Origin of the sequence: Christiangramia forsetii KT0803, assembly GCF_000060345.1 — a bacterium.
In the GTDB taxonomy this organism is placed as follows: Bacteria; Bacteroidota; Bacteroidia; order Flavobacteriales; family Flavobacteriaceae; genus Christiangramia; species Christiangramia forsetii.
In genome coordinates this window covers 1719941-1732343 of record NC_008571.1, presented here as the reverse complement: position 1 = coordinate 1732343, position 12403 = coordinate 1719941, and the positions used below count along the sequence as shown (strand labels likewise).

Genomic DNA, 12403 nt, shown 5'->3' with positions numbered 1-12403 from the left:
TATTAGCTGTACTTTAAAAATACCTGAAACACTCAAAAAAATGAAATCAATCCAAATTCGTTCCATTCCGGTACGTGAAGTAATTGCTGATTTTGCTAATGCTTTTGATACCACCTATAAGGAAAACTGCCGTGAATACTGGTTGAATATACCTGCGCACCTTGGTGAAGGAACTATAAAGGGATTTGAATTTTCAGGAGGGATAAGCATTCTAAATTACGATTGTAAGTTTAAAGAAGATACTGAGATTGCTTTTATTGTTGATGATATACATCCATTAAAGTTTTTATATAGCCTCGAAGGCAGCATGGATCATCGTTTTGAAAATGAAGAAGAATGTCATACTATAGAACAATATCAAAATGTGATTGTAGCCAGCAGCGGTAAAAAAGGTCATGTGCTTACATTCGCCAGGAATTCAAAAACGTGCATGAATAGCCTGGAAATTAACCGATCTAAATTCTATGCTCATATGGAGTGTGAACTAAAAGATTTAGAAGATGATTTAGCCAAGATTTTCAGAGATATTTGGGCTTTAGAATCTTTTTATTATAAAGGTTATTACAGCCTTCAAATTTCTGAGCTATGGGAAATGAGTTTACTTTTAAAGCATAAAAATTTTGTACGGAAAGTTGCCATGGAAGGGATTGCCTACCAGATGCTTGCAGAAGAAATTTTGCAATATCAGGATGGGCTCAAAAAAGATGACGATGGTACTAAAGGTATACTTACAAGGATAGAAGTCAAATTAATTAATGATGCCGCTACTCATATAAAAACCGAACTTGGCGATTTAGGAACTATAGAAGATATTGCCCGGAAGTTTGGCTTAAATGTAAATAAACTCCAGGATGGTTTTAAAAGGATATACAAATTAACTGTAAACAGCTACATACATAAGATTCGGCTGGACCTGGCTATTTACTTACTCACAAATTCAGATCATAACATGTCTGAAATTGTGGAGAAAATTGGCCTGAATAGTAAAAGTTACTTCTCGAAAATTTTTAAGGAATCTTATGGATTATCACCTTCTCAATTCAGAAGGAATAATCATAAGAAAAATATAGAGACCGAGGTTTAAATTATAATACGACCCCACATAATAGTTCTTATCTACCTTCCCTATATCTTGATTTTATACAAAGAAATACTGATTTCTATAAAAGCCATTATTTAAACTTCTTTTATAGTTCATTATACAGAGCAGTAATTAATCTATTTTCTTCAATTTGAAATCAAAAAATTTTCTTTAAAATTATTTTAATTAACACTTAAAATTTTAATAAAAAACCGATTGAGTTATTTTTTTAAGGAATTGCGATTTTTAATGATTCTTTGATTATTTAAATTGAGAATAATTCAAAAAAGGATGGATTATGAAGGCAAAAGATTCAATTCATGTGGCGCGTTGCTTAAATAGGTTAAAAGAAAAATATAAATTAAATGCTACGGAAGTAAAGCAACTTAAAGATCTGGAAGAATGCGAAGTGACCAGTATCGCATTTACTGAAAATGGTGGTTTTGATAGAAGAAATGGTGAATTTTATCCTGAAGATAGGGAGTGTAATTATAAGATCAGGATTAAATACAGGGAAAAGGATACGGATCCAGAAAAAATTCTGGTTCTCATGCCCGTTTACGAACTTCAGAATATAAGAAAGCCCATATTAAACAGAACCCCTTTATCCCGGTAGTTATGCAAAATACCAACCAGCTACAAACTATCGAGTTATTGAAGGAGCTCTACTCAAGGAATTGCGACGATGCTATATTTTATAGAAACAATTCTATGGTAATGAAGCGGATTCTATTTAAAGTGTTCTTTGAGCGCTTAGGAGCTCAAAAAGCTTCTTATTGTAACGGATTAAAAATTTTAATCCTGGATCGCATAAATTCAGAAGAATTTTATTTTAATCATGTAAAACCTGAGGAACCAAATAAACTATTTATAAATCTTTATCGAAAAAGTATCTTACGGGAATGTAATAGAAGAGAAAAAATTGCTCTAAGTTCATATTGTGACCTATTAAAAATTAATACCGATCAGGATATTAAACATATTCTAGTCACCCATAAGAAGGAAATTCAATCAATTCTAAAAGAAATGAGAATCATGGGAGTAGACAAATACTCAGTCTAGCATAATATCATATTATCTTATTTGTGTAATTTGAATGGACTGTGTTGTAAATAGTGGCAATACAATTTTTAGATTTTGTTACATCAAGACCGAATAGAATACTGAATTTGATTTTTTTTCCATTGCCTTCCCTTTTAATGTTAATAATTGAGATAAACGATAATTCAATCATTTTGAAAATAAAGATGGTTGATTTTAAGAAAAAACAGGAAACGAATCCGTCACTTCAAGGATGGTTTTAAGAAAATTTCTTGGGGACAAGCCCACGAAGCATTTTATAAGAATACGTTTTCAAACTTTAAAAATTTACAAGCTAGGCAAGCCTCGGGGTAATTAACTCTACTGGAATAAAAACAGAAGGTCTTCAAGTTTTTAAAAAATTAAACATCATATGTTTAAGTGTAAACTAATCTCCAATGAATCAATGAGCTGCCTTATCACAGGCATAAAAGGTAGTTTTCAATTTAATAGAAAATATCTATTTTTTATTTCCATTTTTCGTGATTTGCTGCAGATTCAAGTCTATTTACAAGTATTTACAGACCATTTGTCAAAATTTAATTTTAGATTAAGCAAGTAGTAGTGATCTGGAACTGATAATCAATTATATGGTAAAATGTACCATTACGTTGCATATTAAACTCTTGCTATTTCCGTCTCGCTTTTATATAGTTTCTTAATTGGGATACTGTGAATTTGTGGTTTCTGATGGACAAAATTATCCATTATTATGAACTCATAGAAGTGAGAATTCTCAACCAATAAAATCTTAAAATAGAATTCAAGATATCTTAGTGGCTCTACATTTGTAAATCGGCTCCAATTAACTTAGATCTATAAAAGTACTTCGAACGAAATGTTCAGAGAAATAAAAAACATCCGGAGTTATCCGGATGTTTTTTAAACAAAATCGAGTTCGTGAATTAATTGATATTTTTCTCTTTCATCTGTTTTTTTAATTTTTTCACCTTGGACATATCCATAGTAGTTTCATCAGCATTGTTAATATTACTCTGGCTTACATCAAACTGAAGGCTTTTAAGATAGTCTTTTTTATTTCCTTCCAGCATGGCCATAATTGCTTCACCATAAAATTTTCTGGCTTCTTCTACACTGCGATTACCTTCAATAACATCATTTGCAAGATTTAGTGCCAATAGATTAGCAGCTTCCTTATCACATCTGGCAGACATAACTCCCTTGGTTCTTTCCACTATTACACTACCATCAAACTCTGCCAGATCATCATATTTCTCTACTGGCACATTATAATTTATAAACTGCTCCAGAACATCCTTATGGGGCATGGGAAAATCATGTTGAATTTCCTCTTTATAAACGATAGTATGAGTAAATGGCCCCGTATCTTTCCACATAAGCATGCTTGGAGTTTGCTCATCAGGGTCCCCATATTTATCCATCATTGCCTTAGCGGCTTTCGTGGCTGTTTCCGGCCAGCCCTCAATATTATCTTTTATATTCTGACTGTTAACATTCAACATGAAAAGACCCAATAATAGCGATAATAAAATTTTCTTAAAATTTTTCATTTTCTTAGTTTTTTAATTTTTAAAAAATTGATTTTCAATAGTTTAATGAATTTAAAAATTAATGTGATTACAAGATAATATTTAGAACAAGCTTAACGATCAACGTTAATTAAAACCTACCATAACACGTGTAATCTATGGATCTTAAGAAAGGCTTAACTTATTTGTGAGCTGAAAGATTTAACCGGAATTTTGAATCTCTGTTAGTTTCTAGTTAGAGTTAAGTTTAAAAAAATTACAGGAGGCCGTTACTTAACAGCTACCTTATTTAACCTTGTTAGATTTAGAACCTAAATCATTGCAAAATAATTATTGGAACTAGTTAAATAATTTCAATATTCTACTGGCCTTTCCGGTGGGAGTAGTGTAAAAACACAAAAAGATGCATTTAGTTATAAACAATCTGAATTTGGATCTATTGTATTAGGAATAGTGGCTATAGGTTTTGCCGGTTATGGTGTTTATATGCTTATTAAAGTAAAATGCCATTCTATATCTGTTGCAAGTAGCAATTAATATTAAGAAGCATAAAATAAAAAAGCCTGTTAACTTTGAAATTAACAGGCTTTTAGTCGGGGTGGCAGGATTCGAACCTGCGACCTCCTGCTCCCAAAGCAGGCGCGATGACCGGGCTACGCTACACCCCGAATAATAATTATTTATTTTTAGCCTTTTCCGTTCCAAATCACTTTTTGAAAAGCAGCCGGGAATCGGAGGAGATTTATCCCAATTTTTCCGGTCGAAAAAGAGAATAAAAAAACCGCAGACTAAAAATCTGGCGGAGAGACCGGGATTCGAACCCGGGCATCCCGAAGGATGACAGCTTAGCAGGCTGCTGCATTACCACTCTGCCACCTCTCCAATATTTAAGAACTTCGCAAGTATTTTTGCGGTTGCAAATGTAACTTTTACTTATAAGCCATCCAAACCTTTTATACCTTTTTTCGCTTTATTTCAGGTTGAAATCTTTGATAGATAATTTAAATAACTTGACTTCAGTACTCTAAGTCTGAAAAAAATATTAGACTATTTTTTCTTTCTTTATCAGTTTGTGCAGATTTTCTAAAATTCTGCTGTGATTTCTTACAAAAGGATTCTTTTTATCCCATACATACCCAGCCAATACAGCACATATTTGTTCTTTCACATGCGGATTGGGATTGGGATGAAAAAATATATCCTGAAGTTTACCTGAATACCACTCTTTTACGTAAGTAGAAAACACATCTACTCCCTTTTTTATGTATTTTGAATACTCATTTTCCCAATCTACCTTCTTACCGTTAATTTCCCTGAAAGCAAGTTTAGCAGCTAATAAGCCAGATTCAGTAGCAAAAGCTACTCCTGATGAAAATACAGGGTCAAGAAATTCTGCTGAATTACCCGTTAAGGCAAATCCATTCCCGTAAACATATTTCACATTCCTGGAAATATTATTATATAGTAAAGGTTTAAAATTAAACGGATATTCATCAAATCTACCTTTGTAATAATCGGTTTCCAGAAGCATCTGTTTAAATGCTTCCATATTATTTCCGCTAAATTTTTTAAACCAGGAATTTGGACCTACAAATCCAAGACTGGAACTTCCGTTGGAGAATGGGATATACCAAAACCAGGTTTCGGTATTTAAAACTTCAAAGGTTATTTGCGATCCTTCGATACCTTCGGGCCTGTGAGTTTCTTTAATGTGCGTAAAAATAGAAGAGTGATCGTAAATTTTTGGAGGAGCTTCCAGGTCTAAGTGTTTGGCAAGAACACGACCGTTGCCACTGGAATCAATGATAAATTTGCAGGTGATTTCATTTTCCTCTCCCGTATGGTTTCTCGTTTTAATTGTCCAGAAACTATTGGTATAAGAAACCGAAGTTACTTCCGTTTCAAATCTTATATCTACTCCACGAGTGCTTAAATCATCCGTTAAAACCTTATCAAAATCTGCTCTGGGAACCTGCCAGGTCCAATCCCATCCATTTCCAAATTTTTTACTGAAATCAAATTCAGCCACCTCGTTATTCCTAATAAAACGTGCACCATATTTTTTTTGAAATCCCTGAACTTTTAGGATGTCTAAAAATCCGGCTTCTTCAAAATTATCCATACATCTAGGAATAAGGCTTTCACCAATGCTAAACCTGGGGAATTTTTGTTTTTCCAGCACTAAAATAGAAGCATCCTGCTTTTCTAAATAGCCTGCAGCAACACTTCCCGAAGGTCCTGCACCAATAATTACAATATCCCTTATCTCATTTTTCATAAATAGTTAATGGAGTAAAGGGCAAACTTAAATAGAAAGTGGGAATTGAAGACACGAAATAAATTAAAAAAGCCCTGAGTAGTTACCCAGGACTTTTTTTGAGATATAAGCAAATGGTCAATACCGGTTCAGTGATTTAGCCAAGAAGCAATATGAAAATTATTATTCTTATGCGTATCCTAACCTGTTATCGACCTTTTCAAATGTAGGTTTCTATATTCGAATAAATTAGCGCAATTACTATAGCTAACTTTTTAATAAAACTCCAGAACCATAATTAAGGTTAAATTTATCTTCTCTTAAATTGAAGAATCTTTCAACTTCATTTTCTGAATAATTTCAATCCTAGTCTTTTTTAGTGTTTTCTATTTATTATACTACATTTGTTAAAAGCTTTAACAGCGATCCCCAACCTATAATTACTAGCAGAAACGGTATATGCTGAATTTAGATAATGCACTTGAAATTACTGATTTTTATCAGGTTCTATTTGACAATAAAAAAATTGATCTGGGTGAAATTACTCAAACAAGACTGGATGAGAGTTTTAACTTTCTAAAAGATTTTTCACGCAATAAGATAATTTACGGAGTAAATACTGGATTCGGACCCATGGCTCAGTATAAGATCCATGATGAGGATAAGATTAAATTACAGCAAAATCTTATTAGAAGTCATTCTTCCGGCGCTGGTGCTTTAATGGAGCCACTATATGTAAAAGCCCTAATGCTCGCGCGATTAAATACCTTATGTCTGGGGAAATCGGGAATTCATAGATCTGTCGCCGAAACGCTGAGTACTTTGATAAATAAGGAGGTTACTCCGGTTATTTTTGAACATGGCGGAGTAGGGGCGTCCGGTGATTTGGTTCAACTGGCACATCTTGCTCTGGTTATAATTGGTGAGGGAGAAGTTATCTATAAAGGAAAACGAAGAGGAACTAGCGTTGTTTTTAAAGAGTTGAATATTCAGCCTGCCGAAATAAAAATCAGGGAAGGCCTTGCGATAATGAATGGTACTTCTGCTATGACAGGTATTGGTATCGTTAATCTTATTTATTCAGAAAGATTATTGAGCTGGGCAGTATTTTGTAGTTCTGTTATAAATGAGATTGTAGAAGCTTATGACGATCATCTCTCTGAAGAGTTGAATTCCTCAAAACTTCATCCCGGGCAACAGAAGATCGCCAGGAAAATGAGAGAGCATCTTGTAGATTCAAAGCTTACCCGCGACCGGAATGATCATCTTTATTCTAATGGTGCCGATAATAATACATTCTTCAAAGAAAAAGTTCAGGAATATTATAGTTTAAGATGTGTTCCGCAGATATTGGGTCCGGTATTAGATACGATAGATACTTCTTTGAAGATTTTAATTGAAGAAGTAAATTCGGCCAATGATAATCCTATAATAGATGTTGAAACCAGACATGTGTATCACGGAGGGAATTTTCATGGGGATTATGTCTCGCTGGAAATGGATAAACTGCGTTTAGCGGTTACAAAGACATCTATGCTGGCCGAAAGACAGTTAAATTACCTGCTAAATTCTAAACTGAATGATATTCTACCTCCTTTCGTAAATATGGGAAAGCTGGGTTTAAATTTCGGAATGCAGGGCGCACAATTTACTGCTGTTTCTACTACTGCTGAAAATCAAATGCTTTCTAATTCTATGTATGTGCATAGTATTCCGAATAATAATGACAATCAGGATATTGTGAGCATGGGCGCAAATTCAGCGAATATGACCAAAAAGGTGATTGAAAATAGCTTTGAAGTGCTTGCTACCGAATTAGCGACGATTATTCAGGCATTATATTTTCTGAATTTTAATGAAAAATTATCTTCTGCTACTAAGTCAAAACTGGAGAAATTGAGAGAGATTATTCCGCAGATAAAAGAAGACCGACCTTTATATGAAGAGATCACAAACTTAAAAGAATTTTTGAAAAATAACGAAGCCTACTAATTATGAAGTACGCATTGGTAACAGGGGGATCCAGGGGAATTGGAAAAGCAATTTGTCTAAAACTTGCTAAAGAGCTTAATTATAACATTATTCTTAATTATAATTCGAATACCGAAGCTGCGAAGGCTACTCAGGCAGAAATTATAAGCCTGGGAGTGAAATGCGATATTTTAAAATTTAATGTTTCTGATATGGATTCTACCCAGGAATTTATTGAACAATGGAAATCTAAAAATCCAGAAGCTAAAATTGAAATTTTGGTAAATAATGCAGGAATCACCAAAGACGGGCTGTTTATTTTTACCAATAAGGAAGCATGGAATTCAGTAATCGATACCAGTTTAAATGGTTTTTATAATGTAACTCAAACGGTATTGAAGGATATGCTGAGATCCAGGTATGGGAGAGTCATAAATATTGTTTCGCTTTCAGGATTAAAGGGAAATCCGGGACAGGTAAATTATTCCGCTGCAAAAGGCGCTATGATCTCAGCTACCAAGGCGCTGGCTCAGGAAATCGGAAAAAGAAAAGTTACAGTGAATGCAGTAGCGCCGGGATTTATTCAGTCTGATATGACCAAGGATTTTGATGAAAATGAGCTGAAAAAGCATATTCCTTTAAATCGATTTGGAGAGGCTGAAGAAGTTGCTAACCTGGTAAGCTTTCTGGCTTCAGAAAGATCTTCTTATATCACGGGAGAAGTGATTAACATTAATGGCGGATTATACTCATAGATTTATGGCAACCTGGGATGGAAAATCACGAGGCACCCTTTTAGGTATCCGTATTTATGTGCAAATAATAAAAAGGACAGGCTTATATTCGGCATATTTCGTCCTTCTTTTTGTTGCTCTATATTTTATCTTTTTCTCATTTACGTCTACTAAAAGCACCTATTATCTTTTTAGAAAAAGACTTGGTTATTCACCAATTAGAGCTGCTTTTAATGTTTACAGGAGCTATTTTACATTTGGTAGAATTCAGTTAGACCGGATTGCGATTACCAGCGGACTGAAACATAAATTTACGTTTGAATTTGATGGGATAGAGCATATAGATGCTTTGCTAAGTCAGAAAAAAGGGGGAATTCTTCTCACTGCACATATTGGTAATTTTAATTTAGCCAAACATTTTTTTGAAGAGAGACATTCAGAAGCTGTGGTTAATTTAGTGGTGACAGATTTTGAGCATCGCCAGATTAAAAATTATTTAGAGTCTGTTACGGGAACTTCTGAAGTTAAGATCATAGTTTTAAAAGACGATCTCAGTCACATATTTAAAATGAAGGAAGCGCTGACAAATAATGAATTACTGGTTTTTGCAGCAGACAGATATTTAAAACATTCAAAAACCTATAAAGCTGAATTCCTTGGCGAAAGGGTGAAATTTCCTCAGGGGCCTTTTAAACTAGCTGGGAGAAATAAAATTCCGGTCTTATTTGTGCATTTAATGAGAGAGAAGAATTTTCATTATCATTTTTATGCACGACCTTATAAACCTAATGAATTTACATCTCAGGAAATATTAAAATCTTATCTTGACGATCTGGAAAAAATGGTAAAAAAATATCCTCATCAGTGGTATAACTACTACGATTACTGGAACGATTTTAGTTAAAAATGGCAGAAAACCTTTTACATCATCCAATTACCTCGCACGAGGAGATCATAAATTTAATCCCGCAAAAAGAACCTTTTGTTTTTGTAGATACGCTTTTTGAATATACAGCATTAACCGGAGTCACTGGTTTTACCATCCCCAATGAAAATGTTCTACTTGATGAAAATAGGCTTATTGAAAGTGGCTTGATTGAGCACATGGCGCAAAGTATGTCATTACATAGGGGGTATCAGGGTTCGCTAAGCGGGCAGACAAAACCTAAAACCGGGTTTATTGGAGTGATTAAGACGGTTGAAATCTTCGGACTGCCTCAAGTTGGCGAAAAACTTAAAACTTACGTACATATACTTCATGAAATTATGAACGTAACTTCAGTTTCAGCAAGAACAGAGAATGAAAAGGGGGTTGTGATTGCAACCTCAGAAATGAAAACCGTGACGGTAGAATGAGTGATTTAGAACTGAGCACTACCATACAAATGAAAGTCCGTTTTCATGAATGCGATCCGTTGCAGATCGTTTGGCACGGGAATTATTTTAAATATTTTGAAGAAGGAAGAGAGGATTTTTGCCAAAAACACGGAATTTCTTACCTGGATGCAAAAAAGAATAATTTTGCCACTCCCATTGTAAAAACTGAATGTGAGCACAAACTTCCACTAAAACATAGTGATGAATTTGAAGTTGAAACCAGCTTTATAAATGCGGAAGCTGCCAAGATGATTTTTCATTATAAAATAGTTTCTTCCGGAAAACTTATTTGTACCGGTAGAACCACTCAGGTTTTTACCGATAAAAATTCAGAATTGGTACTTAACAATCCACCGTTTTTCTTAGATTGGAAAAAGAAAATGGGATTGATTAAATGAGCAGAAATTACCTTTTAAATGATGCAATAATTTCTCCTTTAGGCTTTGGTACAGATGAAAACCTTCGGGCTATTAGGAATTCAGAATCAGCATTAAAATTTCATGATAATTCAAAATTCTTTGAAGATGGTTATTACGCCGGGCTGATCGAAACTGAATTTATCGACGAAAAGTTTAATGCACTTGGAGATCCTTCACTTTACACCAAACTAGAAAAACTGCTCATCCTGGCTATCAGTCAGGTTATGGAACAATCATCCATAGTAGATCTTAGTACTACCGGCCTTATTATTTCTACTACAAAAGGGAATATAGATGAATTAGGAAAGAACAAATTTCCGTCAGATAGAATCTACTTATGGAAAATGGCAAATGTAGTTGCTGAATTTTTCGACTTTCAACAGAAACCCATCGTGGTTTCGAATGCCTGTATTTCTGGTGCTTTAGCGATTAAAACCGCTAATGATCTTATAAGCACCGGTAGGTTTGAAAATGCTATAGTCGCCGGCGGGGATCTGGTTTCAGAATTTGTTCTTTCAGGTTTCAATTCTTTCCAGGCGATTAGTCCGGTGCCTTGCAGACCTTTCTCCAAGGATAGGCAGGGAGTGAGCCTGGGAGAGGCCGGCGCCGCCATATTAATTGGCCCTGCTAATTCTTACACTAAAGAGAAAGTAGAATATATAGACAGTTTTACTTCTAATGACGCGAACCATATTTCTGGTCCCAGTAGAACGGGAGAGGGTTTATATCAAAGCATTTTCAGGTTGCTTAAGAACAATAAAATAAACTCTTCTGAGATTGATTACCTCTCGGCACACGGCACTGCAACTGTTTATAACGATGAGATGGAGTCTATCGCTTTTCACCGCGCCGGACTGGAATCTGTACCTGTGAATAGTTTTAAGGGATATTATGGGCATACGCTGGGAACATCGGCGTTAATTGAAAGTATATTGACTAAGCATAGTTTACTCAATAAAGAACTCATCGCCTCTCATAATTTTACTGAATCTGGAGTTTCAAAGGATTTGAATGTTATTCGGAAGAATGATAATAAGAATTTGAAGCTGGCTTTAAAAACCGCTTCTGGTTTTGGAGGCTGCAATCTGGCCATGCTCCTAAAGAAAGAAAGTTTATGAACAGCAAACTTTTTATACAAAATTGGGTAATTATTCGAGATTCCAAAGTCTATAAAAACGGGGAACTCTTATTTGAACCTAAAGAGAATCTGGATACCTCTAGATTTTTAAAAAGTATTTACAAGCATCAAAATCTGGAATATCCTAAATTCTTTAAAATGGATCGTCTTTCTAAGCTGGGATATTTAGGTGTGGAGTTGCTAACTAACGGTGAACTCATGGATAAAAAAACCTCGCTGGTTTTTGCCAATTCTGCTTCCAGTCTTGAAACCGATAAAGCTTATTTGGAAACAATGGGTGAATTCCCATCGCCATCACTTTTCGTTTATACCTTACCAAATATAATGTTGGGTGAAATCAGCATCAGATATCAGTTAAATTCTGAAAATATTTTTTTTGTTTCCGAAGAATTCCAACCAGATTTATTTGTGGATTATATAAGGGTTTTATTTCAGCAGGAAAAAGCCGAAAATGTGCTTTGTGGATGGGTGAACTTGCACAATAATGATTATGATGTATTTTTGTGGCAAATTGGCCCTGGCGGCGGAACCGATTTTAACGAAGAGGAGCTAAAGAAATTATACTTACCTACACATGAGTGACCTGCATACCGAATTAAAAAAAAGCATAATTGAACAACTTAACCTCGAGGACATGGAGGTGAGTGATATTGAAAGTGATGAGCATCTGTTTGGAGACGGATTAGGGCTTGACAGTATAGATGCGCTTGAACTTATTGTACTTCTGGAAAAGGATTATGGGATTAAACTCAACGATCCTAATAAAGGAAAGGAGATATTTAGTTCTGTTAATACTATGGCTAGCTTTATTGAGAAAAACAGAACAAAATAAATT

Annotated in this window: 13 protein-coding genes, 2 tRNA genes and 1 pseudogene; 12 read left to right on the top strand and 4 right to left on the bottom strand. The window is 34.5% G+C overall.

Annotated elements, in window-relative coordinates:
- Window positions 1-40: 40 nt before the first annotated feature.
- The 3 genes from GFO_RS07875 to GFO_RS07865 all read left to right on the top strand — a co-directional run bounded on the left by GFO_RS07875 (window position 41) and on the right by GFO_RS07865 (window position 2143).
- Window positions 41-1084 carry a helix-turn-helix domain-containing protein gene (locus GFO_RS07875; RefSeq protein WP_011709556.1) on the top strand — a complete coding sequence of 348 codons (1044 nt, stop codon included), beginning with the start codon at window positions 41-43 and terminating at the stop codon, window positions 1082-1084.
- A gap of 295 nt (window positions 1085-1379) precedes the next feature.
- Window positions 1380-1697 (top strand): hypothetical protein, encoded by a 318-nt coding sequence (locus tag GFO_RS07870; protein ID WP_011709555.1) that lies wholly within the window; start codon window positions 1380-1382, stop codon window positions 1695-1697.
- A 101-nt stretch (window positions 1698-1798) separates the two neighbouring features.
- Complete coding sequence (locus GFO_RS07865) at window positions 1799-2143, top strand: hypothetical protein (RefSeq protein WP_188619041.1); 345 nt, start codon at window positions 1799-1801, stop codon at window positions 2141-2143.
- 923 nt (window positions 2144-3066) lie between these two features.
- Here the strand turns inward: GFO_RS07865 and GFO_RS07860 are convergent.
- Window positions 3067-3693 carry a hypothetical protein gene (locus GFO_RS07860; protein ID WP_011709551.1) on the bottom strand — a complete coding sequence of 209 codons (627 nt, stop codon included), beginning with the start codon at window positions 3691-3693 and terminating at the stop codon, window positions 3067-3069.
- A gap of 363 nt (window positions 3694-4056) precedes the next feature.
- On the opposite strand from GFO_RS07860, the pseudogene GFO_RS17965 reads away from it, so the two are divergent.
- Window positions 4057-4209 (top strand): annotated as a pseudogene (locus GFO_RS17965) (DUF1206 domain-containing protein); the annotation flags it as partial.
- Between the two features lie 56 nt (window positions 4210-4265).
- Here GFO_RS17965 and GFO_RS07855 read toward each other — a convergent pair.
- The 3 genes from GFO_RS07855 to GFO_RS07845 all read right to left on the bottom strand — a co-directional run bounded on the left by GFO_RS07855 (window position 4266) and on the right by GFO_RS07845 (window position 5950).
- Window positions 4266-4340: transfer RNA gene (locus GFO_RS07855), tRNA-Pro, on the bottom strand.
- Window positions 4341-4469: 129 nt separating this feature from the next.
- Window positions 4470-4554 (bottom strand) — tRNA-Ser (locus GFO_RS07850).
- 160 nt (window positions 4555-4714) lie between these two features.
- Window positions 4715-5950: an NAD(P)/FAD-dependent oxidoreductase gene (locus GFO_RS07845; protein WP_011709550.1), complete on the bottom strand. Its 1236-nt coding sequence runs from the start codon at window positions 5948-5950 to the stop codon at window positions 4715-4717.
- Between the two features lie 438 nt (window positions 5951-6388).
- Between GFO_RS07845 and flxA the strand changes: the two genes are divergently transcribed.
- Genes flxA through GFO_RS07805 form a run of 8 tightly spaced genes read left to right on the top strand, consistent with a single transcriptional unit; the run spans window position 6389 to window position 12400 of the window.
- Window positions 6389-7921 carry a flexirubin biosynthesis tyrosine ammonia-lyase FlxA gene (gene flxA, locus GFO_RS07840; RefSeq protein WP_011709549.1) on the top strand — a complete coding sequence of 511 codons (1533 nt, stop codon included), beginning with the start codon at window positions 6389-6391 and terminating at the stop codon, window positions 7919-7921.
- 2 nt (window positions 7922-7923) lie between these two features.
- The gene (gene flxB / locus GFO_RS07835) at window positions 7924-8655 is read left to right on the top strand and encodes a flexirubin biosynthesis SDR family reductase FlxB (RefSeq protein WP_011709548.1); all 732 of its coding nucleotides are present in this window, start codon (window positions 7924-7926) and stop codon (window positions 8653-8655) included.
- Window positions 8636-9538: an LpxL/LpxP family acyltransferase gene (locus tag GFO_RS07830; RefSeq protein ID WP_011709547.1), complete on the top strand. Its 903-nt coding sequence runs from the start codon at window positions 8636-8638 to the stop codon at window positions 9536-9538. Before flxB ends, GFO_RS07830 begins: the two co-directional genes overlap by 20 nt.
- 2 nt (window positions 9539-9540) lie before the next feature.
- Complete coding sequence (locus tag GFO_RS07825; protein WP_011709546.1) at window positions 9541-9990, top strand: hotdog family protein; 450 nt, start codon at window positions 9541-9543, stop codon at window positions 9988-9990.
- Window positions 9987-10409: an acyl-CoA thioesterase gene (locus GFO_RS07820; protein ID WP_011709545.1), complete on the top strand. Its 423-nt coding sequence runs from the start codon at window positions 9987-9989 to the stop codon at window positions 10407-10409. Before GFO_RS07825 ends, GFO_RS07820 begins: the two co-directional genes overlap by 4 nt.
- Window positions 10406-11548 (top strand): beta-ketoacyl synthase N-terminal-like domain-containing protein, encoded by a 1143-nt coding sequence (locus GFO_RS07815; RefSeq protein ID WP_011709544.1) that lies wholly within the window; start codon window positions 10406-10408, stop codon window positions 11546-11548. Before GFO_RS07820 ends, GFO_RS07815 begins: the two co-directional genes overlap by 4 nt.
- Complete coding sequence (locus tag GFO_RS07810; RefSeq protein WP_011709543.1) at window positions 11545-12150, top strand: hypothetical protein; 606 nt, start codon at window positions 11545-11547, stop codon at window positions 12148-12150. Before GFO_RS07815 ends, GFO_RS07810 begins: the two co-directional genes overlap by 4 nt.
- Complete coding sequence (locus GFO_RS07805; protein WP_011709542.1) at window positions 12143-12400, top strand: phosphopantetheine-binding protein; 258 nt, start codon at window positions 12143-12145, stop codon at window positions 12398-12400. Before GFO_RS07810 ends, GFO_RS07805 begins: the two co-directional genes overlap by 8 nt.
- The last annotated feature ends 3 nt before the right edge of the window (window positions 12401-12403 follow it).